Annotated in this window: 23 protein-coding genes and 1 pseudogene; 18 read left to right on the top strand and 6 right to left on the bottom strand. The window is 72.5% G+C overall.

The window, feature by feature from the left end; all coding sequences use genetic code 11:
* The first annotated feature begins 163 nt into the window (after positions 1–163).
* Positions 164–583, top strand: a complete 420-nt coding sequence (locus tag ABD127_RS12330; protein WP_344201903.1) for a hypothetical protein — start codon at positions 164–166, stop codon at positions 581–583.
* Positions 584–586: 3 nt separating this feature from the next.
* Here the strand turns inward: ABD127_RS12330 and ABD127_RS12325 are convergent, their stop codons facing one another.
* Complete coding sequence (locus ABD127_RS12325; protein WP_344201900.1) at positions 587–1,093, bottom strand: metallophosphoesterase family protein; 507 nt, start codon at positions 1,091–1,093, stop codon at positions 587–589.
* A gap of 111 nt (positions 1,094–1,204) precedes the next feature.
* On the opposite strand from ABD127_RS12325, the gene ABD127_RS12320 reads away from it, so the two are divergent.
* Positions 1,205–2,284: an FAD-dependent monooxygenase gene (locus ABD127_RS12320; RefSeq protein WP_344201898.1), complete on the top strand. Its 1,080-nt coding sequence runs from the start codon at positions 1,205–1,207 to the stop codon at positions 2,282–2,284.
* Between the two features lie 126 nt (positions 2,285–2,410).
* Here the strand turns inward: ABD127_RS12320 and ABD127_RS19090 are convergent, their stop codons facing one another.
* Positions 2,411–2,584: an alpha/beta fold hydrolase gene (locus tag ABD127_RS19090; RefSeq protein ID WP_425545826.1), complete on the bottom strand. Its 174-nt coding sequence runs from the start codon at positions 2,582–2,584 to the stop codon at positions 2,411–2,413.
* A gap of 32 nt (positions 2,585–2,616) precedes the next feature.
* Positions 2,617–3,105, bottom strand: a pseudogene (locus ABD127_RS19085) (alpha/beta fold hydrolase); the annotation flags it as partial.
* A gap of 139 nt (positions 3,106–3,244) precedes the next feature.
* On the opposite strand from ABD127_RS19085, the gene ABD127_RS12310 reads away from it, so the two are divergent.
* The 7 genes from ABD127_RS12310 to ABD127_RS12280 all read left to right on the top strand — a co-directional run bounded on the left by ABD127_RS12310 (position 3,245) and on the right by ABD127_RS12280 (position 11,361).
* Positions 3,245–4,645: a phytoene desaturase family protein gene (locus ABD127_RS12310; protein ID WP_344201893.1), complete on the top strand. Its 1,401-nt coding sequence runs from the start codon at positions 3,245–3,247 to the stop codon at positions 4,643–4,645.
* Between the two features lie 85 nt (positions 4,646–4,730).
* Positions 4,731–5,198: an FMN-binding protein gene (locus ABD127_RS12305; protein ID WP_344201890.1), complete on the top strand. Its 468-nt coding sequence runs from the start codon at positions 4,731–4,733 to the stop codon at positions 5,196–5,198.
* Positions 5,182–6,039, top strand: coding sequence for an FAD:protein FMN transferase (locus tag ABD127_RS12300; protein WP_344201887.1), 858 nt, complete (start codon positions 5,182–5,184; stop codon positions 6,037–6,039). Before ABD127_RS12305 ends, ABD127_RS12300 begins: the two co-directional genes overlap by 17 nt.
* Positions 6,036–7,580, top strand: coding sequence for an FAD-dependent oxidoreductase (locus ABD127_RS12295; RefSeq protein ID WP_344201884.1), 1,545 nt, complete (start codon positions 6,036–6,038; stop codon positions 7,578–7,580). The genes ABD127_RS12300 and ABD127_RS12295 overlap by 4 nt, the downstream gene beginning before the upstream one ends.
* Positions 7,581–7,770: 190 nt before the next feature.
* Positions 7,771–9,009, top strand: a complete 1,239-nt coding sequence (locus tag ABD127_RS12290) for a glycosyltransferase family 4 protein (protein WP_344201881.1) — start codon at positions 7,771–7,773, stop codon at positions 9,007–9,009.
* The gene (locus tag ABD127_RS12285) at positions 8,996–9,709 is read left to right on the top strand and encodes a class I SAM-dependent methyltransferase (RefSeq protein WP_344201878.1); all 714 of its coding nucleotides are present in this window, start codon (positions 8,996–8,998) and stop codon (positions 9,707–9,709) included. Before ABD127_RS12290 ends, ABD127_RS12285 begins: the two co-directional genes overlap by 14 nt.
* The gene (locus tag ABD127_RS12280) at positions 9,706–11,361 is read left to right on the top strand and encodes a class I SAM-dependent methyltransferase (RefSeq protein WP_344201876.1); all 1,656 of its coding nucleotides are present in this window, start codon (positions 9,706–9,708) and stop codon (positions 11,359–11,361) included. Before ABD127_RS12285 ends, ABD127_RS12280 begins: the two co-directional genes overlap by 4 nt.
* Positions 11,362–11,492: 131 nt before the next feature.
* Here ABD127_RS12280 and ABD127_RS12275 read toward each other — a convergent pair whose 3' ends face one another.
* The 3 genes from ABD127_RS12275 to ABD127_RS12265 form a co-directional block, all read right to left on the bottom strand.
* Positions 11,493–11,915 carry a lipopolysaccharide assembly protein LapA domain-containing protein gene (locus tag ABD127_RS12275; protein WP_344201873.1) on the bottom strand — a complete coding sequence of 141 codons (423 nt, stop codon included), beginning with the start codon at positions 11,913–11,915 and terminating at the stop codon, positions 11,493–11,495.
* A 65-nt stretch (positions 11,916–11,980) separates the two neighbouring features.
* A complete protein-coding gene (locus ABD127_RS12270) occupies positions 11,981–12,217 on the bottom strand; it encodes a CsbD family protein (RefSeq protein ID WP_344201870.1) in 237 nt (78 codons plus the stop codon).
* 60 nt (positions 12,218–12,277) lie between these two features.
* Positions 12,278–13,063: a TetR/AcrR family transcriptional regulator gene (locus ABD127_RS12265; protein ID WP_344201867.1), complete on the bottom strand. Its 786-nt coding sequence runs from the start codon at positions 13,061–13,063 to the stop codon at positions 12,278–12,280.
* Between the two features lie 99 nt (positions 13,064–13,162).
* Here ABD127_RS12265 and ABD127_RS12260 point away from each other — a divergent pair, with 99 nt between their 5' ends.
* From ABD127_RS12260 to ABD127_RS12220, 9 genes are all read left to right on the top strand, one after another.
* Complete coding sequence (locus ABD127_RS12260) at positions 13,163–13,948, top strand: PTS sugar transporter subunit IIAB (protein WP_344201863.1); 786 nt, start codon at positions 13,163–13,165, stop codon at positions 13,946–13,948.
* Positions 13,949–13,976: 28 nt separating this feature from the next.
* Complete coding sequence (gene ulaA, locus ABD127_RS12255) at positions 13,977–15,506, top strand: PTS ascorbate transporter subunit IIC (RefSeq protein ID WP_344201861.1); 1,530 nt, start codon at positions 13,977–13,979, stop codon at positions 15,504–15,506.
* Between the two features lie 54 nt (positions 15,507–15,560).
* Positions 15,561–16,004, top strand: coding sequence for a YdeI/OmpD-associated family protein (locus ABD127_RS12250; RefSeq protein WP_344201860.1), 444 nt, complete (start codon positions 15,561–15,563; stop codon positions 16,002–16,004).
* A gap of 189 nt (positions 16,005–16,193) precedes the next feature.
* Positions 16,194–18,785, top strand: a complete 2,592-nt coding sequence (gene clpB, locus ABD127_RS12245) for an ATP-dependent chaperone ClpB (protein WP_344201858.1) — start codon at positions 16,194–16,196, stop codon at positions 18,783–18,785.
* A 49-nt stretch (positions 18,786–18,834) separates the two neighbouring features.
* Entirely contained in the window at positions 18,835–20,004 is a 1,170-nt protein-coding gene (locus tag ABD127_RS12240) for a cytochrome c oxidase subunit II (RefSeq protein ID WP_344201855.1), read from the top strand.
* A 61-nt stretch (positions 20,005–20,065) separates the two neighbouring features.
* On the top strand, positions 20,066–21,430 hold the full coding sequence (locus ABD127_RS12235; protein WP_344201852.1) for an NAD(P)/FAD-dependent oxidoreductase: 1,365 nt from the start codon (positions 20,066–20,068) through the stop codon (positions 21,428–21,430).
* Positions 21,431–21,517: 87 nt separating this feature from the next.
* On the top strand, positions 21,518–22,957 hold the full coding sequence (gene eat, locus ABD127_RS12230) for an ethanolamine permease (RefSeq protein ID WP_344201850.1): 1,440 nt from the start codon (positions 21,518–21,520) through the stop codon (positions 22,955–22,957).
* Positions 22,954–24,363 carry an ethanolamine ammonia-lyase subunit EutB gene (locus ABD127_RS12225; RefSeq protein WP_344201847.1) on the top strand — a complete coding sequence of 470 codons (1,410 nt, stop codon included), beginning with the start codon at positions 22,954–22,956 and terminating at the stop codon, positions 24,361–24,363. The genes eat and ABD127_RS12225 overlap by 4 nt, the downstream gene beginning before the upstream one ends.
* Positions 24,360–24,653 (top strand): ethanolamine ammonia-lyase light chain EutC (locus ABD127_RS12220; RefSeq protein WP_344201844.1); only part of this gene is annotated, 294 nt, incomplete at its 3' end. The genes ABD127_RS12225 and ABD127_RS12220, both read left to right, overlap by 4 nt.

The raw sequence follows: 24,653 nt of genomic DNA, 5'->3' as shown, positions 1-24,653 counted from the left end.
CAGCCAGCGGGCTGTTCGGTTCCCCGCCCCTTGAGGTGCGACGAGGAACGAGGAGCCTCGAAAGGGGTACCGCAACCACCGGTGGGGAGCGCTGCCCATCGCGCCGCCGCGCGCGCCCTGCCTAGACTCGCCGCGACATCATCCACGAGCAACGGGGAGCATCGTGCACGCACCGAAGACCCAGTCGCGCGCCGTCCAGGCCACGCCGCAGTCCGCCTTCGACGCCGTCCTCGGCCTCGCGCAGGCCAAGCCCTACGAGCTGCGCGGCGTCAACAACGAGCTCGGCCAGCTCGTGTTCCTGCGCGGCAAGACCGCCCTCTCCTGGGGCACGCTGCACCTCGTCGAGGTCGCGCCGAGTAGCGAGGGCGCGACGATCACGGTCACGGTCGGCGGACGCGACGACGCCCCCAAGGCGCTGATGGACGGCTGGAAGCACAACAAGGCCGCCGCCAAGCTCCTCGACTCCGCCGAGGCCGTCCTGGGTGGGTCCGCGTCGGCCCCGCACACGCCGATGGACTCCCACGCGCTCCTCGACGACGGCCGCACCGTGCCGTGGACCGGTCCGGAGTTCCCGACCGCCTGACCCTCAGCGCAGCGGGAGGCGGTGCAGCTCGACGTCGCGCAGCTCGCCCGCGTCGGCGGTCGCCGTCATGTAGGTGCAGTGCGGCTGGCGACGCCGGTCGGTCGGAGAGCCGGGGTTGAGCAGCCGGAGTCCGGTCTCGGCGGTCGTGTCCCACGGGATGTGGCTGTGCCCGAACACCAGCACGTCGACGTCGGGGTACGCCGCGGCGCACCGTTCCTCCCGGCCGCGCGAGGCACCCGTCTCGTGCACCATCGCGAACCGGACGCCGTCGATCTCGGCACGGGCGACCTCGGGGAGGCGCTCGCGCAGCACGCCGTGGTCGTTGTTGCCGTAGACCCCGATCAAGCGGTCGGCGCGTTCCTCGAGCTCGTCGAGCAGGTCGACCTCGACCCAGTCGCCGGCGTGCAGCACGACGTCGGCGGCCTCGACCGCCTCCCACACCTGCGGCGGCAGCACCTTCGCCCGCTTGGGCAGGTGGGTGTCGGCGATGAGCAGGAGTCGCGTGGCCACGGCCCCAGTCAACCCGACCCCCACCAGATGTGTACGCTCCCGGGGCGGTCCGCGGCCCGCGGACCCCTCGCGGCGCACACATCTGGCGGGCGGGGCGGCTAGCGTGGCGGCGTGGAGCGCGTCGTCGTGGTCGGTGCCGGGCTGGCCGGACTCACGTTCGCCGCCGCGATGCGCCGCCGCGGCCTCGAGGTGGAGGTGCGCGACGAGCGGCCCGCGCTCGGTGGCGGTGCTGGGCTGACGATCTGGCCCAACGCGCTGGCGGCCCTCGACGCGATCGGCCTCGGCGACGTCGTGCGCGACCTGGGGGAGCCCGCGGCCTCCGCGACCATCCGACGCGCCGACGGCTCCCTCGTGCGGCGGCTCGATCCGGTCGCGATGATGCGGTCGCTGGGTGAGCCCGCGCGGGTCGTCGACCGAGGCGAGCTGCAGGCGGTGCTCGCCGAGCACGCTGGACCGATCGTCCTCGACGCCGGGGTCGCCGATCCTGCGTCGCTGGACGCCGACCTGGTGGTGGGTGCCGACGGCTTCCGGTCGGCGGTCGCGCGACACCTCGACCCGCGCATCCGCGAGCGGCCCGCCGGCTACGTCGCGTGGCGCGGGGTCGCGCCGATCGCCGTCGATCCGTCGATGGCCGGGGTCGTGTGGGGCGATGCCGCCGAGGCGGGCGTGGCGCCGATGACCGGCGGTCGCACGTACTGGTTCGCGACGCGTGCCGGCGCCGCCGAGGTGTGGCGGCCCGACGCCGGGCTGTGGCCCGACCCGTTGCCCGAGCTCATCGCGGCGACCCCGCCGTCCTGCGTGCTGCAGCACGAGATGCTCGACCGTGACCCGCCGCGGCGGTGGTTCGACGACCGCCACGTGGTGATCGGCGACGCCGCGCACGCGATGCAGCCCGGGCTCGGTCAGGGCGGGTGTCTCGCGATCGAGGACGCCGTGGTGCTCGCCGCGCTGTGGGCGGAGCATGGCGGGGGCGCGTCGACGTTCGCGGCGTTCGAGCGGGTGCGTCGCCCGCGGGCCATGGCCGCGCTGCGCGCCTCCCGCACCGCCGGCCGGGTGCTGCACGGTCCGCGCGGTCGTCTCGCGGCCACCGTCGCGCGGCGCACCCCCGAGCCCGTCGCGATGCGGCTCGCCGCCCGCTTCGCCAGCCGCGACGCCGGCCTCCGCGCCCTCGCCCCCACCACCGGGCGGTGACTTAGTCGCCCTTCAACCCCCCCCGGGCGGTGAGTGAGTCGCCTCATCCGGGTCCGATGTGGCGACTAGCTCACCGCCCGCGGCGGGGATTGGCGACTAACTCACCGCCCGCGGCGGGGGAGGCGGTTAGTCGTGGCGGGCGAGGAAGTCGGCGATGCGGGGAGTGACGACCTCGGGGAGCTCCAGGGCGACGAGGTGGGCGCCGTCCTCGACGACCCACATCTCGGCGCCCGGGATCGCGTCAGCCATCGCCTGCGTCTCGGCGACCGGGAACGTCGCGTCCTCACGGCCCGCGACCACCAGCACGGGCCGGTCGATCTGCGCACGGCCCACGCGACCGAGTCGAGGTCGACCCGCTGCGCGGCCTCGCGCACGTGCTGCACGACCTCGGGCCGCTCGCGCAACGACGTCGGGCCGAGGAACGCCTTCAGCACCGAGCGAGTCAGCGGCGGGCGGATACCACCGAGCAGCCGCCCCATCCCGAGCATCGCCGCGAACTCGAGCCGCTGGAGCCGCCCGGCCGACGAGCCCGTCGCGTTCATCAGCACCGCGGCACCCAGCCGGTCGCCGTGCCGCGCCGCGAACGTCGCGCCCACCATCCCGCCCCACGAGTTGCCGACGACGTGCGCCGTCTCGACCTCGGCGTGGTCGAGCACGTCCAGCAGCACCCCCGCGCACTCGTCGAGCGTGAAGCTGCGGCGCAGCGGCTCGCTGCGCCCGTGCCCCGGCGGGTCGAGCGCGAGCGTCGTCCAGCGCCGCGAGAGCTGCGCGGTCACGCCGTCCCACAACGTGCCGTCCATCAGCAGGCTCGGCCACAGCACGACGAGCGGTCCGTCCCCGCGCCGCCGCACGTGCAGCGTGCCGAGCCGGGTCGGGATGGGCAGGTCCTCGCAGTCCGACGCCTCGGGGGTCACGATCGTCACGCTAGGTGACCGCGGACGTTCTCGCTAGCGTGACGGCATGACCACCGCCGTCGTGATCGGATCGGGGCCCAATGGGCTCGCCGCCGCGATCGTGCTGGCGCGGGCCGGGCTCGACGTCACCGTCGTCGAGGCGGAGGACGAGCCGGGCGGCGGGATGCGCTCGGCCGAGCTGACGCTGCCCGGCGTGATCCACGACGTCTGCTCCGCCGCGCACCCCACGGGCGTGGCGTCCCCCTTCTTCTCCTCGCTCGACCTCGAGCGTCACGGCCTGAGGTGGCGGTGGGCCGAGGTCGAGGCGGCCCACCCGCTCGATGGCGGCCGCGGGTCGGCCCTGCGCCGAGACCTCGCCGCGACGGCCGCGACCCTCGGCGAGGACGGCGAGGCGTGGCGCCGCACCTTCGCCCCGCTCGTGGAGCGCGCCGACGAGATCATCGACGGCACGCTCGCGCCGCTCGTGGCCGTGCCGCGTCACCCCTTCGTCATGGCGCGCTTCGGGGCGACCGGGCTCCTGCCGTCGCAGACCGTCGCGCGCCGCTTCCGCACCGACGAGGCGCGGGCCCTGTTCGCGGGGCTGACGGCCCACTCGATGGCCCCGCACACCCGGCTCGCGACCGGCGCCGTCGGCCTGATGTTCGGCCTGATGGGGCACGCGAAGGGCTGGCCCGTCGCCGAGGGCGGGTCCGCGGCGATCGCCCGGGCCCTCACCGCGGTGCTGACCGAGTCCGGCGGCCGCGTCGTCACGGGGGAGCGGGTCACGGCGCTGCCCGATGCCGACGTCGTCATGTTCGACACCGCGGTCGACCAGCCGCTCGCGATGCTCGGCGACCGGCTCCCGCGCCGGGTCGCGTCGGCTCTGCGCCGGTGGAAGCCGGGCCCGGGCCTGTTCAAGATCGACCTCGCCGTCGACGGCGGCATCCCCTGGGAGCACCCCGACTCGGCCCTCGCCGGCACGGTGCACGTCGGCGGGACGCTCGAGGAGATCCACGCGGCCGACTCCGCCGCGTGCGCCGGCCGCATGCCCGAGCGCCCGTTCGTGATGGTCTGCCAGCAGCACGTCGCCGACTCCATGCGCTCGCAGGGTTCGATCCACCCCGTGCTCGCGTACGCCCACGTGCCGCACGGCTACACCGGCGACGCGACCGAGGCGATCCTCGACCAGCTGGAGCGCTTCGCGCCGGGCACCCGCGACCGCGTCGTCGCACGATCGGTCACCTCGACGGCCGACCTCGAGCGGCACAACGCGAACTACGTCGGGGGCGACGTCACGGGCGGTGCGATGACGCTGTGGCAGACCGTGGCCCGCCCGCGCCTCTCCCACGACCCGTACTCGCTCGGCGTGCCGGGCATGTACCTGTGCTCGGCGGCCGCACCGCCCGGCGGGGGAGTGCACGGCATGGCAGGGTTTCATGCAGCAACCCGGGCTGTGTCCCGGCTGTGAGGCACCCATCCCGGGAACCGTTCCCGGTGCACGTCCGTTGATCTGATTGACGCTTCCACCACACCGACCACAGGAGATGAGACGCGTGACCCTTTCCCGGACCAAGAAGCTGGTGATGACCAGCGCGGCCGCGTCCGTGCTCATGCTCACCGCGGCCTGCGGCGGTGGGTCGGAGTCCGACTCGGCCGACACCGGCAGCGACACGGGCAGCTCGAGCGACGCCACCGAGGACACCGCCGCGAGCGACCCCACGACCTACACGGCCGGCGAGTACACCGCCGAGGGCAGCTACCAGACGCCCGGCGGCACGCAGAGCGTCGAGGTCGAGCTGACGCTCGAGGCCGACGGCACGATCACCGCCGTCACCGTCACGCCCCAGGCCGACGGCGGCAACTCCGAGCAGTTCCAGACCAAGTTCGCCGGCGGCATCGCCGACGAGGTCGTCGGCACGAGCATCAACGACCTCGACGTCTCGAAGGTCTCCGGGTCCTCGCTGACCAGCGGCGGCTTCAACGCGGCGATCGACGAGATCAAGGATGAGGCCGCTGCCTGACCCGTGGCGGTTCGACGCGATCGGCACAGCCTGGACCGTCGACACCACCACGGAGGTGTCGACGGAGCACCGCGCCGCGGCGCTCGCGCTCGTCGCGGAGGTCGACCGCACGTGGTCACGCTTCCGTGAGGACGGCGGCATCGCGCGGCTCCGGGGCGGCGAGACCGTCGACCTCGGGCCCGGTGCGGAGGAGCTGCTCGACCTCTACGACGCGCTGCACGACGCGACCGACGGCGCGGTCAACCCGCTCGTCGGTGGTGGGCTCGAGATGCTCGGCTACGACGCCGCGTACTCGCTGAGGCCGCACGGCGGGCCGGTCCCGGCGCCCGCCTGGTCGACCGCCCGCCGCGTCGGCTCGACCCTGCAGGTCCCGGTCGGTGCCGTGCTCGACGTCGGCGCTGCGGGCAAGGGCTGGCTCGTCGACCGCGTGGCGACCTTCCTGCGCGACGCCGGCCACGCTCCCACGGTCGACGCCGGCGGCGACATCGCGCACCACGGCCCCGAGCCGATCCGGGTCGCGATGGAGCACCCCGGCGACCCGACGCTTGCGGTCGGCGTCGTGACGCTCGAGCCCGGCCTCGCGCTGTGCGGCTCGGCGGTCAACCGTCGCGCGTGGGGCGAGGGCCTGCACCACGTCCTCGACGCCCGCACCGGTCGGCCCGCGCGCGGCGTCGTCGCGAGCTGGGTCGTCGCCCGGTCGGCCGCCGTGGCCGACGGTGCGGCGACAGCGCTGTTCTTCGCGCCGCCCGCACGCCTCACCGCGCTCGACGTGGAGGCCGCGTGGATCGATGATGAGGGCCTGCACTCGACCCCCGACTTCCCCGGAGAGCTCTTCTCATGATCCGCGCACTGCTGGGCCGCGTGACGATGTACCGCATCGTCACGATCGTGCTGCTCGCGCTCGCGGCGGTCGCCTTCGTGCTGACCGCGACCTCGCGCCTCGACCCGTCGACCTTCACGCTGCGGGGGCTCCTCGCGACGCTGGTCGTGCTGGTCGTGACCTCGGTCGTCGCCGACCACCTGCTCGGGCTGGCGGTGCGCCGCCGACCGCACACCGAGTCGGCGGTCATCACGGCCCTGCTGCTGTGGTTCCTGTACTGGCCGACCCTCGACGTCGGCACGCTCGCGTGGCTCGGACTGACCGCGGTGGCCGCGCAGGCCTCGAAGTACGTCCTCGTGTGGCGTGCGCGTCACGTGTTCAACCCCGCTGCGGCGGGCGCGGTTTTGATGATCCTGCTCAGCGAGCTCCTCGGCGACCGTGTCGACAACCCGCCGCCCAGCACGACGTGGTGGGCGGCGAACGAGTCGATGGCCCTGTTCGTGCTCGCCGGGGCGCTCGTCGTGCTCTACCGGACCGGGCGCTTCTCGCTGGCGGTGACCTTCGCGGTACCGGCGGCCGTGCTGACGTACTGGGGCGTCTCCTCCTTCTACCCCGAGACCGGTCAGGCGCTGGAGTACGTCGCGTACTCGACGCCGATCGTGTTCTTCGCGGCCTTCATGCTGACCGAGCCGCTGACGCTCGCCCCGCGGCGCGCGCAGCAGCTGGTGCTCGCGGTCATCGCGGCGGTGCTGTTCGCGTGGCCGCTGTGGACCACGGAGCTGTTCAGCGTGCCGATCGTGCTCGGGCCGTTCGAGAGCACGTACGAGATCGCGCTCATCGCGATCAACCTCGTGGCGTTCCTGCTCGGCCAGCGCGGCGGGGTGCGCCTGCGGCTGCTCGAGTCGCGCGACCTGGGCGGCGACCTGCGGGAGTTCCGGTTCGAGCCGCGGCGCCGGGTGCGCCTGCGGGCGGGGCAGTACCTGGAGCTGCAGGTGCCGCACGCGGCCGACGTCCGCGGGGTGCGCCGGGTCTTCACCGTGGCCTCCACGCCGGACGCCGACACGGTCGACATCGCGGTGCGCGTGCCCGAGGACTGCTCGAGCTTCAAGCGCGAGCTCGCGGCGCTCCAGCCCGGCGACGAGGTGCACGCGACGGGCGTCAACGGCGACTTCGTATGGTCCCGCGGCGCCAGCCCGGTGCTGCTGGTCGCGGGCGGGATCGGTGTGACGCCGTTCCTCAGCCAGGTGCGGCACGAGCCCGACCGCGACGCGGTGCTGGTCTACGGCGTGCCGTCCGCCTCCGTGGTGCCGTACCGGGACGAGCTGGTCGCCGCAGGTACGCGCGTCGTGCTCGTGGCGCCGGACGATCCGACGGACCTGCCCGACGGCTGGACCCACGTGCGCGAGGCGTTCGTGACGGGCGAGGTCGTGCGCGAGGCCGTGCCGGACGCCGGCAGCCGGCGGGCCTTCGTCTCCGGGCCGCCCGCGATGGTCTCGCCCGTCGCCGCGCACCTGCGCCGCCACCGCATCCGCACCAGGACCGACCACTTCACGGGCTACTGATCGGCCGCGCTCGTGGTGACGGTGCCCCCTTCGAGGCTCGCTCGTTCCTCGCTCGCACCTCAGGGAGCGGAAGGTGCCGCCCCCTGAGGTGCGAGGTACGAGCCTCGAAGGGGGAACCTCAGCCACGTGCAGACCGCCGGAGCGAAGTGCAACTGACCGTGACAGGATTGCTGGCGAGGTCGGAGGTGGAATGCGCATCGCACTGCTGTCGTATCGCAGCAAGGAGCACAGTGGTGGTCAGGGTGTGTACGTCCGACACCTGAGCCGCGGGCTGGCCGAGCTGGGTCACGAGGTCACGGTCTACTCGGGTCAGCCGTACCCCGAGAACCTGGATCCGCGCGTCACGCTCGAGAAGGTCCCGAGCCTCGACCTGTACCGCGACCCCGACCCGTTCCGCACGCCGCACCTGCGGGAGTTCCGCGGTCCGATCGACGTCCTCGAGTACCTGACGATGCTGACCGCCGGGTTCCCCGAGCCCCTCACGTTCACCCTGCGCATGGCGCGCGACCCCCGCCTGGCCGACGTCGACGTCGTGCACGACAACCAGTCGCTCGGCTACGGCCTGTTGTGGCTGCTGCGCCGTGGCATCCCCTTGGTCGCGACGATCCACCACCCGATCAGCCGCGACCGTCGGCTCGACATCGCCGCGGCGTCGCTGCGCAAGCAGGTCAGCGTGCGCCGCTGGTACGGCTTCGTGCGGATGCAGGCGCAGGTCGCCCGGCGTCTCCCGGCGCTGCTGACCGTCTCGACGGCGTCGGCCACCGACACGATCACCGACTTCGGCATCGACCCCGAGCGCATGACCGTCGTCCCGCTCGGCGTCGACACCGACGTCTTCCGCCCCCGGGGCGAGCGCGTGCCGGGCCGCATCGTCGCGGTCGCCAGCGCCGACTCCCCGCTCAAGGGCGTCGCGCACCTGCTCGAGTCGGTGGCCAAGCTGCGCGTCGAGCGCGACGTCGAGCTGCACCTCGTCTCCCGCATCGACCCGAAGAGCGCCACGGCTCGCCGCATCGACGAGCTCGGCCTGTCCGACGCGGTCACGCTCTACAGCGGCCTGACCGACGACGACCTCGCCGCGCTGCTCGCGTCGGCCGAGGTCATGGCCGTCCCGTCGCTCTACGAGGGCTTCAGCCTGCCGACCGTCGAGGGGCTGGCGTGCGGCACGCCCGTCGTGGCCAGCCGCGCCGGTGCGCTGCCCGAGGTCGTCGGCGACGCCGCCATCCTGGTCACCCCGGGCGACGTCGGCGAGCTGACCGACGCGCTCGCCGCCCTGCTGGACGACCCGCACGAGCGCGAGCGCCTCAGCGCTGCCGGCCTCGCCCGGGTCGAGGAACGCTTCAGCTGGACGTCCGTGGCCCGCGCCACGGTGTCCGCCTACGAGACCGCCATCGCCAAGACCAAGACGAGGACCCGCCGTGCTGACCGTTGACTTCGACCGACTCCGCGTGGGTCGTGGCACCCGTTTCATCGACGTCGGTGCCGGCGCCGGACGCCACTCCTTCGAGGCCCTGCGCCGCGGCGCTGACGTCACCGCGTTCGACATGGACGAGGTCGAGCTCAAGGGCGTCGACGGGATGTTCGGCGCGATGGAGCTCGAGGGCGAGGTCCCGCCGGGCGGTCGCGGCCGCGTGGAGGTCGGCACGATCCTCGACATGCCGTACGAGGACAACTCCTTCGACGTCGTGCTGGCCTCGGAGATCCTCGAGCACGTCCCCGAGGACGTCACCGCGATCCGCGAGCTGACCCGCATCCTCGCGCCCGGCGGCATGCTGGCCGTCACGGTGCCGCGCTGGCTGCCCGAGAAGATCTGCTGGGCGCTCAGCGACGAGTACCACGCCAACGAGGGTGGTCACATCCGCATCTACACGGCCGACGAGCTGCGCGACAAGCTCGAGCTGACGGGGCTGCAGTTCCTGCACCAACACCACGCGCACGCGCTCCACGCGCCGTACTGGTGGATCAAGTGCGCCGTGGGCGTGCAGCGCGACCAGCACCCCGCGGTGCGCGCGTACCACCAGCTGCTGGTCTGGGACATGATGAAGGCCCCCCGAGCGACCCGTCTCGCGGAGCAGGCGCTCAACCCGCTCATCGGCAAGAGCGTCGCGCTGTACTTCACCAAGCCGTGGTGAACCCGCCGCTGACCCCCGCGCAGGTGCTGCACACCGCCGCCTGGATCGCGACGCAGCAGGAGGAGTCCGGCGCCATCCCGTGGCACGTCGGCGGTCACCTCGACCCGTGGGACCACGTGCAGGCCGCGATGGGCCTGTCCGCGGCCGGCTTCCACGCGCAGGCCGAGCGCGCCTACGCGTGGTCGGCGTCGGCGCAGCTGCCCGACGGGTCGTGGGCGGCCAAGTACGTCGACGGCGAGGCGGTCGATCACTACCTCGACGCCAACTTCACGGCCTACATCGCCACCGGGGTGTGGCACCACTGGCTCGTCACGGGCTCCTCGGAGTTCGTGGAGGAGCTGTGGTCGACGGTGGACGCGGCGATCGACGCCGTTCTCCCGCTGCAGCGCGCTGACGGTGCCTTCGTCTGGACCCCGGGCGAGCCCGACGCCCTCGTGACGGGCAACGCCAGCATCGCGTTCTCGCTGCGGTGCGCCGTCGGCCTCAGCGACGTCGTGGGGGAGTCCCGCCCGGAGTGGGAGGCTGCGGCCGAGCGGGTCGCCGCAGCGCTGGCGGATCCCTCGCTGTTCGAGCCGAAGCCGCACTCGATGGACTGGTACTACCCGCTGCTCGGCGCCCCGTGGTCGCAGGTGGACGCGGATCGTCGGATCGAGCAGGGCTGGGACACCTTCGTCGTCCCGGGTCGCGGGGTCCGGTGCGTCACCCCCAACACGTGGGTCACGGGCGCGGAGACGTGCGAGCTCGTGCTGGCGCTCGCGGCGAACGGACGCCCGGACGAGGCTGCGCAGGTCTTCGCCGACATGCAGCACCTGCGGGAGGCCGACGGCTCGTACTGGACCGGTCTGGAGTACGCGAGCGAGCAGCGCTGGCCCGACGAGCGCACGACGTGGACGGCCGGATCGGTCATCCTGGCGTACGACGCCCTCTACGGGATCTCCGAGGGATCGAACCTGTTCGCCGGCGCCGGCCTCGGGGTCCGTGACGCGGTGCTGGCGTGGTCGGCGTACCCGCCGCCGCAGGAGATCGCTCCCGTGCCGCTGCCGCCGGCGCTGGCCGAGGTTGCGGCGCGAACCAAGGGGTTCCTGCCCGACGACGAGGCCGACGCTCTGCGCGCGGTCGTCGCGGCGCACGTGCGGCCGGGCGGGACCGTCGTCGAGATCGGCACGTACTGCGGGAAGTCGGCGATCCACCTCGGACACGTCGTGCGCGAGGCCGGGGCGACGCTCGTGACGCTCGATCACCACCGCGGCTCGGAGGAGCAGCAGGTCGGCTGGGAGTATCACGACGCCGAGCTCGTCGACCCGCGCGTGGGCGCGATGGACACGCTGCCCTTCGCGCGCCAGGCGCTGTTCGAGGCGGGGCTCGAGGAGGTCGTGGTGCCGGTCGTGGGCCGCTCGACGACGATCTCGGCGTTCTGGGCTACCCCGCTCGACGCGGTGTTCATCGACGGCGGCCACACCGAGGAGGCCGCGCAGAACGACTACGACGGCTGGGCCGGGCACGTGCGCGAGGGCGGCGTCCTGGTGATCCACGACGTCTTCCCCGATCCCGCCGACGGCGGTCAGGCCCCGTTCCACATCTACGAACGGGCCCTCGCCGACGGCTTCACGGAGATCCTCCACGTCGGCTCCCTGCGCGCCCTCCGCCGCTGACCCACCCGGCGGGCGGTGAGCTAGCGTCCGTTCACCGCGGCCGGCGGTGAGCTGGCGTCCATTTCGTGTGGCCAGACGGACGCGTACTCACCGCCCGGCGGCGCGATGGACGCTAACTCACCGCCCAGGGGTCAGGCGTTGCGGCGCAGGGAGTGGCGGAGCTGGCCGATGCGGACGCCGGCGGGGATCGCGACGAGCAGCGCCCCCGCGACGGCGGCGATCAGCAGGGCGGCCGCGGCTGAGATCTGGCCGGACATCCACAGGAAGTCGATCGTGACCGACTGCGAGTTCTGCACGATGAAGATCACGAACAGCACGGTGACGACCGCGAGCGCGACGGCCGAGGCCCACGCGGTGGCGGCGCGGGTGCGCTTGACGCGGCCCTTGTCGTCCAGTCCCGAGCGGCGACGAGGCGCGGGCTCGGTGGTCGGCGGGACGGCCGGGTCGGGCGCGCTGCTCCCCGCGGGAGTGGTGAGGGGACCGTCGGGGCCCACGGCGATGACGGGGTCGACGGGGTGGTCGACCGGCGGATCGACGGGGTTCTGACCGCTCATGACTGCTTCTTCCTGACAGGGCTTGAGGGGGCCCGCTCGCTGGCGGACCCCCGCGCGCCGGGTGACTACTTCTTGAAGGCGTCCTTGACGTCCTCGCCGGCGTTCTTCAGGCTGCCCTTGGCCTGGTCCTTCTTGCCCTCGTTCTTGAGGTCGTCGTTGCCGGTGGCGTCCCCGGTCTTCTCCTTGGCCTGACCGGCCAGCTTCTCGGCGGTGTTCTTGGCCTTGTCGACGATGCCCATGGCGTGCTCCTCAATCTTGGCGATCACCGGCGGTGAACCGATGCGGCTTACGGTGTAAGCCATACTTCGAGAATACGCCGGTCCCGGCACCCTGCAACTCGAGGTGACGTGAGTCGGGTCTCGTCAGGCGAGCTGAGCGGCGACGGCGTCCAGCAGGCGCTCCAGGCCGCGCTCGAACTCCTCGTCGAAGCGGTCCTCGGCCAGCCGCTCGGCGAGCCGGTGGATCGTCGGGAAGTCCGCGACCTCGATGTCGCCCTGCGGGTCGAGCTGCTCCTGCGGCGTCTCGGCCTCGGCGACCGCCTCCTGCTCGGCGTCGGTGCGTGTCGGGGTGAGGCCGCCGGGGATGGGCTCGCTGCTGGTGCCCATCGAGCCGTCGCCGTCCTGCGGGTCGCGCAGCGTGCGGGCGCCGGACTCCATCAGCAGGTAGCCGAGCAGGAAGCTGTTGAACGAGCGGTACGTGAAGAGCACCTGCTCGTCGGAGAAGCCCGCGTCGTGCAGGGTCGCGAGCATCGACTCGATCCAGGCCAACGACCGCAGCGGCGGGTTGATCCACGGCGCCTCGGCCGGCCGCGTGGTGACGAGAGGGAACGCGTGCGGGTGCGCGAGGGCGTACCGGCGCACGCCGCGGGCGAGCCGGGAGAGGTAGTCGCGCCAGCCGTCGGCGGCGTCGCGGCGCACCTGCGGGTCCTCGTCGAGCTCGGCGACGACGAGCTCGACGACGAGGTCGAGCAGCTCGTCGCGGGTGCTGACGTGCTTGTAGAGCGACATCGCCTCGACGCCGAGGCGCGCGGCGATCGCGCGCATCGAGGCCGCGCCGACGCCCTCGTCGTCGATGAGCTCCAGGGCCGTGCGGGCCACCAGCTCGGGGGTCAGGCCCTTGGCGCGGTTGCGCACGTCGCGTTGAGCCATGGCGGCCATCCTCCCACGGGGGGCCGACGGGCCGGGCGGGAACGGGGTGGGACGACCGCGACCCCGCGTGACCCCCGTCACCGGAATAGGCTCAGTGGCATGTCCACTCTTGCGTCCCTGCTGGAGGGCGACGCGATCGCGCTCGACGTCCAGGCCCCCGACCACGAGGCCGCGATCAGGCTCGCCGGCATGCTCCTGGAGCAGACCGGCGTCGCTGAGGCCGCCTACACGCAGTCGATGGTCGACAACGTCGCCGAGAACGGCCCGTACATCGTCATCGCCCCCGGCTTCGCGTTCGCCCACGCCCGCCCCTCGGAGGCGGTGCACCGCACCGGCCTGTCGTGGGTGCGCCTGGCCTCGCCCGTGCCGTTCGGTCACGCCACGAACGACCCCGTGACCCTCGTCGTCGCCCTCGCGGCGAAGGACGACGGTGCCCACACCAGCGCGATGGCCGAGCTCGCCGAGGTCATCGGCGATCCCCGGCGCAAGGCCGCGCTCGACGCCGCCACCTCGGCCGAGGCCGTCCTGGCGATCCTGCGCGGCGAGGAGGTGCCCGCCCCGGAGGCCGAGCCCGCCGCTGCGCCCGCCGCCGGCTCCGACCGTCACCTGATCCTCACGGTCTGCGGCAACGGCCTCGGCACGAGCCTGTTCCTCAAGAACACCCTCGAGCAGGTCCTCGACCGCTGGAAGTGGTCGAGCTTCGTGACGGTCGAGGCGACCGACACGATCTCCGCGCGCGGCAAGGCCAAGGACGCCGAGCTGATCCTGACCTCCGGCGAGATCGCCCGCACCCTCGGCGACGTCGGCATCCCGGTCAAGGTCGTCCAGAACTTCACCAGCACGACCGAGCTCGACGCCGCGCTGCGCGAGCTGTACGACGTCTAGACCTCACCTCCACGAAAGCGAAGACCCCATGAACTGGCTGGTCGCTGTGCCTGAGTTCCTCGTCAACGAGATCCTCAGCGTCCCCGCGTTCCTCATCGGCATCATCACCGCGGTCGGCCTGATCGCCCTGCGTCGCTCGACCGGGCAGGTCGTCGGCGGCGCGATGAAGGCGACGCTCGGCTTCCTGCTGATCGGCGCGGGCGCGACGCTCGTGGTCGCCTCGCTCGACCCGCTCGGCGCGCTGATCCAGTCGGCGACGGGCGCGCAGGGCGTGATCCCGACGAACGAGGCGATCGTCGGCATCGCGCAGGAGCGGTACGGCGCGCAGGTCGCGTGGCTCATGATCCTGGGCTTCGCGGTGAGCCTCGTGCTCGCGCGGTTCACGCCGCTGCGCTACGTGTTCCTGACGGGGCACCACACCCTCTTCATGGCGACGCTGCTGACGATCGTGCTCGCGTCGGCCGGCTACAGCGGCGGCGTGACGGTGGCGCTCGGCGGCGCGCTGCTCGGCATCCTGATGGTCTCGCTGCCCGCGTTCGCGCACCCGTGGACGCGCCGCATCACGGGTGACGACAGCGTGGCGATCGGCCACTTCGGCACCGCGGGCTACGTCGCCGCGGGCACCGTGGGCCGCCTCGTCGGGCGCTCGAGCAAGAGCACCGAGGACATGAAGCTGCCCGAATCGCTGCGGTTCCTGCGCGACTCGATGGTCGCGACGGCGCTGTCGATGATGGTGATGTACGTCGTGATCGCGCTGATCGCGCTCGGTCGCGTCGGGCAGGCCGAGTCGTTCGAGGCGTTCGGTGGGGCGGAGGACGTCGGCAACTTCCTGATGCTGGCGGTGACGCAGGGCCTGCAGTTCGGCGTCGCGGTGGCCGTGATCCTGTTCGGCGTGCGCACGATCCTCGGCGAGCTCGTGCCGGCGTTCCAGGGCATCGCGGCGAAGGTCGTGCCGGGTGCGATCCCGGCGCTCGACGCGCCCATCGTCTTCCCGTACGCGCAGAACGCCGTGCTGGTCGGCTTCGTCTCGAGCTTCACCGGCGGACTGATCGGCCTCGCGGTGCTGTCGCTGTGGCTCAACCCGGCGCTCGGGCTGGCGCTGATCCTGCCCGGGCTCGTGCCGCACTTCTTCACCGGCGGTGCGGCCGGCGTCTACGGCAACGCGACGGGTGGTCGCCGCGGTGCGGTGGCCGGTGGCTTCGTCAACGGCCTGCTGATCACGTTCCTGCCGGCGCTGCTGCTCGAGGTGCTGGGCGACTTCGGCTCGGCCAACACGACGTTCGGCGACACCGACTTCGGCTGGTTCGGCATCCTCGTCGGCTACAGCGCCGACATCGGGTCGACCGGCGGGCTCGTCGTCATCGCGCTGCTCGGCCTGCTGGTGCTGGCTGCCGCGTGGCTCGTGCAGAAGAAGGTCGTCGAGACCGGGTGGGACCCGGCACCGGGCCGCGAGAAGCCCGGCGTCGCGGTGGCTGAGAGCGCTCCCGCCGGAGGCGCGACGTTCGCCAAGCTCGCCCCGCCGCGCGGCGCCCCGGCTCCGCCCGCCCCGCCCTCCTGACCCCGGGGCGGTGAGGGGTCGCGCGGGGCGGGATCCGGTGCGACGATCTGAGGCATGGCGACCTTCGAGACGACCCTGTTCCAGCAGGGCAACAACACCGGCATCGAGGTGCCCGAGCCGGTCGTCGAGGCGTTGGCCGCGGGCAAGCGCGCGCCGGTCGTGGTCGACGTCAACGGCTTCGAGTACCGCAGCACGATCGCAGTCATGGGCGGGAAGTACCTGATCCCGTTCAGCTCCGACAAGCGCGAGGCGACCGGGCTGGGCGGGGGCGACGCGATCACGGTGACGCTGACCGTCGACACCGCGCCGCGCACCGTCGAGGTGCCCGAGGACCTGGCGGCGGCGCTGGCCGGTACCGGCCTTCGCGAGGCGTTCGACCAGCTCGCGCCCAGCAAGCAGAAGGCGCACGTCACGAACGTCGAGGGCGCCAAGGCCGCCGACACCCGCGCCCGCCGCGTCGCCAAGATCATCACCGACCTCGGCCCCGCCCTCCCATGAGCCCCGCCCACCCGATGGGCGGTGAGCTGGTCGCCCTTCACCGGCCCGGATGGGCGACTCACTCACCGCCCCACGCGGGGATGGGCGACTCACTCACCGCCCAGGGAGAAAGGGAGACTTGAGGGGAATGGACTCAACTTTGGTGCGGTTGATCTAGGCAGGACCTACGTTCGCTTCAGGAGCATGCCCATGAATCTCGACACCTTCACGACGCGCAGCCAGCAGGCGCTCGCCGCCGCGATCAGTCTCGCCTCCGCGGCCGGCAACCCCGCCGTCGAGCCCGCGCACGTGCTGACCGCGCTGCTGCGCCAGGAGGGCGGCACGGCCACGCCGCTGCTGCAGGCCGCCGGCATCGACCCCCGCGCGGTCGCGACCGGCCTGACCGCCGAGCTGGACGCGCTACCCAGCGCGACCGGGAGCAGCCTCGCCAACCCCGGCCTGAGCCGCTCGAGCCACGCCGTCCTGCAGCAGGCCCAGGAGCTGGCCGGCAGCCTGGGCGACGAGTTCACCTCGACCGAGCACCTCGTCGTCGCGATCGCGACGGTCGCCTCGCCCACTGCCGAGCTGCTGACCCGCGCCGGCGCGACCCCGGCCTCCCTGCAGGCCGCCTTCGAGGCCGTGCGCGGGTCCGCGCGCGCCACGAGCGCCGACGCCGAGGACTCCTACCAATCGCTCGAGAAGTACGGCGTCGACCTGACCGAGGTCGCCCGCGAGGGCAAGCTCGACCCCGTGATCGGCCGCGACTCCGAGATCCGTCGCGTGATCCAGGTGCTGAGCCGCCGCACCAAGAACAACCCCGTCCTGATCGGCGAGCCCGGCGTCGGCAAGACCGCCGTCGTCGAGGGCCTCGCCCAGCGCATCGTCGCGGGCGACGTGCCGGACAGCCTCAAGGGTCGCCGCCTCATCAGCCTCGACCTCGGCGCGATGGTCGCCGGCGCGAAGTACCGCGGCGAGTTCGAGGAGCGGCTCAAGGCCGTGCTCTCGGAGATCAAGGAGTCCGAGGGCCAGGTCATCACGTTCATCGACGAGCTGCACACCGTCGTGGGTGCGGGCGCCGGCGGCGACTCGGCGATGGACGCCGGCAACATGCTCAAGCCGATGCTCGCGCGCGGTGAGCTGCGCATGATCGGTGCGACGACGCTCGACGAGTACCGCGAGCACCTCGAGAAGGACCCCGCGCTCGAGCGCCGCTTCCAGCAGGTCTTCGTCGGCGAGCCCAGCGTCGAGGACACGATCGCGATCCTGCGCGGCATCAAGTCGACGTACGAGGCGCACCACAAGGTCGAGATCTCCGACGCCGCCCTCGTCGCCGCGGCGACCCTCTCGGACCGCTACATCACGGGCCGTCAGCTGCCCGACAAGGCGATCGACCTCGTCGACGAGTCCAGCAGCCGCCTGCGCATGGAGATCGACTCGAGCCCCGTCGAGATCGACGAGCTCCGCCGCGGCCTCGACCGGCTGACGATGGAGGAGCTGCACCTGGCCAAGGAGAGCGATCCCGCCAGCGTCGACCGCCTCGAGAAGCTGCGCGTGGAGAAGGCCGACAAGGCCGAGACCCTGCGCGCGCTCGAGCAGCGCTGGGAGAGCGAGAAGCAGAGCCTCAACGCGGTCGGTGAGATCAAGGAGCGCATCGACGAGACGCGCATCGCCGCCGAGCGAGCCCAGCGCGAGGGCGACTACGAGACGGCCAGCAAGCTGTTCTACGGCGAGATCCCGGCGATGGAGAAGCAGCTCGAGGCGGCCCAGGAGGCCGAGGCGAGCGCCGCCACGCAGGACCGCATGGTCCGCGAGGAGGTCGGCGCCGACGAGATCGCCGAGGTCGTCGCGGCGTGGACGGGCATCCCCACGGGCCGTCTGCTCGAGGGCGAGTCGGGCAAGCTCCTGCGGATGGAGGAGGAGCTGGGTCGCCGGCTCATCGGCCAGAAGGCCGCCGTCACCGCGGTCTCCGACGCCGTGCGCCGCAGCCGCGCGGGCATCTCCGACCCCGACCGCCCCACGGGCTCGTTCCTGTTCCTCGGCCCCACCGGCGTGGGCAAGACCGAGCTGGCCAAGAGCCTGGCGGCGTTCCTGTTCGACGACGAGCGCGCGATCGTGCGCCTCGACATGAGCGAGTACGGCGAGAAGCACAGCGTCGCCCGCCTGGTCGGCGCGCCTCCCGGCTACGTCGGCCACTCCGACGGCGGCCAGCTGACCGAGGCCGTGCGTCGCCGTCCGTACTCGGTGATCCTGCTCGACGAGGTCGAGAAGGCGCACCCAGAGGTGTTCGACGTCCTGCTGCAGGTGCTCGACGACGGTCGCCTGACCGACGGCCAGGGCCGCACGGTCGACTTCCGCCAGAGCATCGTGATCCTCACGAGCAACCTCGGCTCGACGTTCCTGACCGACCCGACGCTCGACGAGGCCGCGAAGCGCGACGCCGTCATGGAGACCGTCAAGGTCGCGTTCAAGCCCGAGTTCCTCAACCGCCTCGACGAGGTCGTGCTGTTCGACCCCCTGGGCACCGAGGAGCTGACGCACATCGTCGACCTGCAGCTGGACTCGCTCCAGCAGCGCCTCGCGTCGCGGCGCATCACGCTGGAGGTCACCGACGCGGCCAAGGAGTGGCTCGCCGTGACCGGCTGGGACCCGGCGTACGGGGCGCGTCCCCTGCGCCGGCTGGTGCAGCAGGCCATCGGCGACCGGCTCGCGCGGTCGCTGCTGGCGGGCGAGGTGCTGGACGGCGCCACCGTCCGGGTCGACCGCGATCCCGAGCTCGACGGGCTGACCGTCGCGACCGGCTGAGCCCGTACTCGGGTGCCGGCGTTGGGCCTGACGTGATGGGATGGTGGGCATGAGCGAGGAGCTGCGCCGTCCGCCGGCCGTCACGGTCGCGTGCATCGGCGCGGCCTTCGCGGCCTTCCTGATCCTCACGAACGTCGTCACGGTGCTGTCCGACTGGGGCTCCCTGGAGCTCCAGGAGGTCATCACGACGAGCCTCGAGGAGGCCGGCGTCGGTGCCAACCTCTCGCTCGACACGGTCCTGGTCTGGCTGCGCATCGCGTTCTACGGCGTCACGGTGCTCTCGATCGCCACGATGGTGTTCGCGATCTACGCCGTCCGGGGCGACCGGCACTCGCGCGTCGCGCTGACCGTGCTGAGCGCGTTCGCGGGCTTCACGCTGACCCTCGTCGGCGGGCTGTGGGGCATCTTCCCGGCGATCGTGCTGATCGCCGTGGCGATCGTGCTCTGGACCCCGGAGGCCCGGGTCTGGTTCGACCTGAAGAACGACCGCACGCCCTCGCCCGAGCTCGTCGCGCGGGCCCGGGCCCGCCAGGGCCTCGGCCCGCAGCGTGGCCGTTCGGCCGACGTCGACGCGCTGACGGGGCGCGGACCGGTGCCCCCGCAGCAGTCGTGGCCGCCGCAGCAGGGTCAACCGCCGCGCGTCTCGGGCGTCGCGCCCCCGCCGCCGCAGGGCCACCCGTACCCCTACCCGCCGCACCAGGGCCAGCCCCAGCCGTACGGCACGCCTCCCGGCTGGGGTCCGCCGCTGTCGGTCCTGCCGAACCGCGACGCCATGCCGGGCACGCTCCTCGGGGCGGCCATCACGATGATCGTCGCGAGTCTGCTGGTCGCGGCCTACCTCGGTTCGGTCGCCCTGCTCTACGTGGTCCGGGCCGTGTCGCCCGACCTGTACGCCGAGGCCGCCGGCGAGCGCTCCGGCACACCGCTGCCGCCGGAGGCCGTGTACGGCCTCTCGAGCAGCGACCTGACCGTGACGCTCACGGTCGTCGTGCTCAGCCTGCTGGCCCTCCTCGCGCTGGCCGGAGCTGGTGTGGGCGCGGCCCTGCTGTTCCGTCGCAAGCGTCTCCTCGTCCCCGCGATCGGCCTGGCGGCGCTCAGCGCGATCGCGAGCGCGGCGGTCGCGATCTCGGCTCCCGAGGCCCTGGCGATCACCAGTGCCTCGCTCGTCTCGTACGTGCTGCTGCGGCACCCGACGGTCCGGGAGTGGGCTGCTCGGTGAGACCCGTCACGTGAGGCCGTCCTGCGTGTGCCTCTGCGGTCGAGGCTCGTAGACTCGGGGTATGTCCGTTGCCGCGTCCACAGCCCCCAAGCGTCCCCACGTCGTCGTGGTCGGAGGTGGGTTCGGAGGACTCGCGCTCGTGCGCAAGCTGCGCCGCGCCGACGTCTCGATCACGCTGATCGACCGGCACACGTACAACACCTTCCAGCCGCTGCTGTACCAGGTCGCGACCGCCAGCCTGAACCCCGGCGACATCACCTGGTTCCTGCGCGCCGTGCGGGCCAAGCAGCGCAACGTGCGCTTCCTCAAGGGCATCGTCACGGGCATCGACCACCAGCAGAAGCGGCTCAGCCTGCACGGCGACGTCTCGGTGTCCTACGACTACCTCGTGCTCGCCAACGGCGTCACGACGAACTACTTCGGCACCCCGGGCGCCGAGGAGTTCGCGATCCCGCTCTACAAGCGCTCCGACGCCCTCCAGGTGCGCGACCGCCTCTTCGAGAACCTCGAGGAGTTCGCGATCAACGGCCAGGACCGCGACCTGCGCCTGGTGGTCGTGGGCGGCGGCGCCACGGGCGTCGAGACGGCCGGTGCGTTCGCGGAGTTCCGCAACAACGACATGCCGACGACCTACCCCGAGCTCGACCGGGCCAAGATCCACGTGACGCTGCTCGAGATGGCGCCGCACGTGCTCGGCCCGTTCCACGAGAAGCTGCGCGACTACGCCAAGCGCTCGCTGGACAAGCGTGACGTCGACCTGCGCCTGAACACCGCGGTCAAGGAGGTGCGGGCCGACGGCGTCCTCGTCGAGAAGGACGGCCAGGAGGAGTTCCTGGAGGCCGGCATCGTCGTGTGGGCCACGGGCGTCACGGCGCACCCCACGGTGCTCGACTGGAACGTCCCCCAGGGGCGGGGCGGCCGCATCGAGGTCGACGAGCACCAGGCCGTCAACGGCATCGAGAACACCTTCGCGATCGGCGACATCTCGATCGGCCCGAGCAGCCTTCCGCAGCTGGCCCAGCCAGCGATCCAGGGCGGCAAGCACGTCGCCAAGGTCATCAAGGCCGACCTCAAGGGCAAGCGCGACTCGGTCAAGGCGTTCAAGTACTCCGACAAGGGCACGATGGCCACGATCGGCAAGTCCTCGGCCGTCGCGGAGATCACCCACCTGCCGCGCCTGACCGGCTTCCCGGCCTGGATCATCTGGGTCGCGCTGCACGTGGCGACGCTGCTCGGCGGACGCAACCGGGCCGCCACGATGATCAACCTGAGCAGCAAGTACCTCTTCAGCGGCAGCCACAACGCGATCGTCGGCGAGACCCCGTACATCGTCGCCAAGCACGAGATGCACATCACGCCTGCGGTCAAGAAGGCCCAGGTGCGTCGCGTCGAGGCGCGCAAGGCCGCCGCCCACCCCGAGAAGTAGGTCGCCTCGCACCGCCTCACAGGGTGCGAAACCAGAACTGATCGGCGCCGAAATCCGGTCGAAACGGTGGCCTCCTAGCGTCGTGGAATGACCCTGAGCGACGCGGAGCGATCCGCCCAGACCCCGACGACCTCCGGATCGTCGACCGATGCCTACCTCGAGAAGCGCCAGCTGCGCACCGGCAGCGCCGGGTGGGTGCTGCTGGCGGGCCTGGGGGTCAGCTACGTCGTCTCAGGCGACTACTCGGGCTGGAACTTCGGGCTCGCCGAGGGCGGTTTCGGTGGCCTCGCCATCGCCTCGGTCGTCGTGGCGGGCATGTACCTGGCCCTGGTGCTCGGCATGGCCGAGCTGTCCTCGGCGCTCCCGGCGGCCGGCGGTGGCTACACGTTCGCCCGGCGCGCGCTCGGGCCCTGGGGCGGTTTCGCGACGGGGACCGCGATCCTGATCGAGTACGCGATCGCCCCGGCGGCCATCGCGACCTTCATCGGCGCCTACGTCGAGTCGCTCGGGCTGTTCGGCATCACCGACGGGTGGTGGGTGTACCTCGCGGTGTACGTGCTGTTCATCGCCGTGCACCTGGCCGGGGTCGGCGAGGCGCTCAAGGTCATGTTCGTCATCACCTCGGTCGCCCTCCTGGGGCTCGTGGTGTTCGCGATCGCCGCGATCGGCGACTTCGACGTCTCGAACCTGACCGACATCGCCCCGACCGACGCCGCTGGTGCCTCGGAGCTGCTGCCGTTCGGCGTCATGGGCATCTGGGCCGCGCTGCCGTTCGCGATCTGGTTCTTCCTCGCGATCGAGGGCGTGCCGCTCGCCGCCGAGGAGACGGCGGACCCCGAGAAGAACGTGCCGAAGGGCATCATCGCCGCGATGGGCGTCCTGCTCGTGACCTGCGTGCTGGCGCTGGTGCTGGCCACGGGTGCCGGCGGCGCCGAGGCGATGTCGGGCTCGGGCAACCCGCTCGTCGAGGCGCTCAGCAACGACACGGCCGCCAAGGTCGTCAACTACATCGGGCTCGCCGGCCTCGTCGCGAGCTTCTTCTCGATCATCTACGCGTACTCGCGCCAGCTCTTCGCACTGTCGCGGGCCGGCTACCTGCCGACCTCGCTGTCGGTGACGAACAGCCGCAAGGCGCCGACGCTCGCGCTGATCGTGCCGGGCGTCATCGGCTTCGCCCTGACGTTCACGGGCGAGGGTGCGCTGCTGCTCAACATGGCGGTCTTCGGCGCGGCGCTCAGCTACGTCCTGATCATGGTCAGCCACATCGTCCTGCGGGTGAAGCAGCCGGACATGCCGCGCCCGTACCGCACGCCGGGCGGCGTCGCGACGACCGGCTTCGCGCTCGTCGTGGCGGTGCTCGCGGTCGTGGCGACCTTCCTGGTCGACAGCACCGCGGCGCTGTGGTGCCTCGTGGTCTTCGCGGCGTTCATGGCCTACTTCGGCCTGCACAGCCGGCACCGCCTCGTCGCCGCGTCGCCGGACGAGGAGTTCGCGGCCCTCGCGGAGGCGTCGAAGGACCTGGAGTGATCCGCAGGCACACCCTCGGAGGCACGACCTACGCGTTCGACGGTCTCGTCGAGCTGCTCGCGAAGGCCACGCCGACGCGCTCGGGCGACCAGCTGGCCGGCTGCGCGGCCACGTCGGACGCCGAGCGCGTGGCGGCGGCCTGGGCGCTCGCGGACGAGCCGCTGGCGACCTTCCTGTCCGAGGTCGTCGTGCCCTACGAGAGCGACGAGGTCACCCGCCTGATCATCGACGCCCACGATGCGGCCGCCTTCGCCCCGATCTCGCACCTCACGGTGGGCGGTCTGCGCGACTGGCTGCTGGAGACGGCGGCGCGGCCGGGGGCAGCAGCGGCGCTCGCGGCGGTGTCCCCGGGGCTGACTCCGGAGATGGTCGCCGCAGTCTCCAAGCTCATGCGCAACCAGGACCTCATCGCGGTGGCGGCGGCGACGGAGGTGACGGCCGGCTTCCGCACGACGATCGGCGCGCCGGGGCGCATCGCGACGCGGCTACAGCCGAACCACCCGACCGACGACCCGGCCGGCATCGCCGCCGCGACGCTCGACGGTCTGCTGATGGGGTGTGGCGACGCGGTCATCGGGATCAACCCGGCGTCGGACTCGCCCCAGGCGACCGCGCGGCTGCTGCACCTGCTCGACGACGTGCGCCAGCGCTTCGAGATCCCGATGCAGTCCTGCGTGCTCTCGCACGTCACGACGACGGTCGACCTGATCGAGCAGGGCGTGCCGGTCGACCTCGTGTTCCAGTCGATCGCGGGCACCGAGGGCGCCAACGCGAGCTTCGGCGTCACGGTCCCGATGCTGCTGGAGGCGAACGAGGCGGGTCGGTCGCTCGGCCGCGGCACCGTCGGCGACAACGTGATGTACCTCGAGACGGGGCAGGGCTCGGCGCTGTCTGCGGGGGCCCATCTCGGGGTCGGCGGCCGCCCGGTCGACCAGCAGACGCTCGAGACGCGCTCGTACGGCCTGGCCCGGGCGCTCGACCCGCTGCTGATCAACACGGTCGTCGGGTTCATCGGCCCGGAGTACCTCTACGACGGCAAGCAGATCGTCCGTGCAGGCCTCGAGGACCACTTCTGCGGCAAGCTGCTGGGCCTGCCGATGGGGGTCGACGTCTGCTACACCAACCACGCCGAGGCCGACTCCGACGACATGGACACGTTGCTGACGCTGCTCGGCGTCGCGGGTGCCGCGTTCGTCATCGCGGTGCCGGGGGCGGACGACGTCATGCTCGGGTACCAGTCGTTGTCGTTCCACGACGCCCTCTACGTGCGTCAGGTGCTGGGGCTGCGCCCGGCACCGGAGTTCGAGGCCTGGCTCGCGCGCATGGGCATGGTCGACGAGCGCGGGCGGATCGCACCCGCCGAGCTGGCCGAGTCACCGTTGCTGGCGCTGACGGGTCCGGCATGAGCGGCGAGGTCGCCGAGGACTCGTGGACCGCGCTGCGCTCGACCACCCAGGCGCGCATCGGGCTGGGGCGCGCCGGCAACGCGCTGCCGACGACCCGGGTCCTGGAGTTCGCCGCCGCCCACGCGGCGGCCCGTGACGCGGTGCACGAGCCACTCGACGTCGACGCGTTCCTGGAGGAGGTGACCGGCGTCGGTCTCGGGGCTCCGGTGCACGTCCGCAGTCGCGCGGCGTCGCGCAGCGAGTACCTCCGGCGGCCGGACCTGGGTCGCGAGCCGGCGGACCTCGCGGGC

The organism is Aeromicrobium alkaliterrae, assembly GCF_039529015.1.
Classification (GTDB): Bacteria; Actinomycetota; Actinomycetes; order Propionibacteriales; family Nocardioidaceae; genus Aeromicrobium; species Aeromicrobium alkaliterrae.
The sequence above is the reverse complement of the archived record's forward strand: the minus strand, read 5'-3'. Positions and strand labels throughout refer to the sequence as shown.

Excerpts from the sequence above, each read along its gene's own strand:
- ABD127_RS12310 (WP_344201893.1), top strand. The coding sequence starts at position 3,245 with ATGACCACCGCCGTCGTGATCGGATCGGGGCCCAATGGGCTCGCCGCC.
- ABD127_RS12300 (WP_344201887.1), top strand. The coding sequence starts at position 5,182 with ATGAGGCCGCTGCCTGACCCGTGGCGGTTCGACGCGATCGGCACAGCC.
- ABD127_RS12295 (WP_344201884.1), top strand. The coding sequence starts at position 6,036 with ATGATCCGCGCACTGCTGGGCCGCGTGACGATGTACCGCATCGTCACG.
- ABD127_RS12290 (WP_344201881.1), top strand. The coding sequence starts at position 7,771 with ATGCGCATCGCACTGCTGTCGTATCGCAGCAAGGAGCACAGTGGTGGT.
- ABD127_RS12275 (WP_344201873.1), bottom strand. The coding sequence starts at position 11,915 with ATGAGCGGTCAGAACCCCGTCGATCCGCCGGTCGACCACCCCGTCGAC.
- ABD127_RS12270 (WP_344201870.1), bottom strand. The coding sequence starts at position 12,217 with ATGGCTTACACCGTAAGCCGCATCGGTTCACCGCCGGTGATCGCCAAG.
- ABD127_RS12265 (WP_344201867.1), bottom strand. The coding sequence starts at position 13,063 with ATGGCTCAACGCGACGTGCGCAACCGCGCCAAGGGCCTGACCCCCGAG.
- ABD127_RS12260 (WP_344201863.1), top strand. The coding sequence starts at position 13,163 with ATGTCCACTCTTGCGTCCCTGCTGGAGGGCGACGCGATCGCGCTCGAC.
- ulaA (WP_344201861.1), top strand. The coding sequence starts at position 13,977 with ATGAACTGGCTGGTCGCTGTGCCTGAGTTCCTCGTCAACGAGATCCTC.
- ABD127_RS12250 (WP_344201860.1), top strand. The coding sequence starts at position 15,561 with ATGGCGACCTTCGAGACGACCCTGTTCCAGCAGGGCAACAACACCGGC.
- clpB (WP_344201858.1), top strand. The coding sequence starts at position 16,194 with ATGAATCTCGACACCTTCACGACGCGCAGCCAGCAGGCGCTCGCCGCC.
- ABD127_RS12240 (WP_344201855.1), top strand. The coding sequence starts at position 18,835 with ATGAGCGAGGAGCTGCGCCGTCCGCCGGCCGTCACGGTCGCGTGCATC.
- ABD127_RS12235 (WP_344201852.1), top strand. The coding sequence starts at position 20,066 with ATGTCCGTTGCCGCGTCCACAGCCCCCAAGCGTCCCCACGTCGTCGTG.
- eat (WP_344201850.1), top strand. The coding sequence starts at position 21,518 with ATGACCCTGAGCGACGCGGAGCGATCCGCCCAGACCCCGACGACCTCC.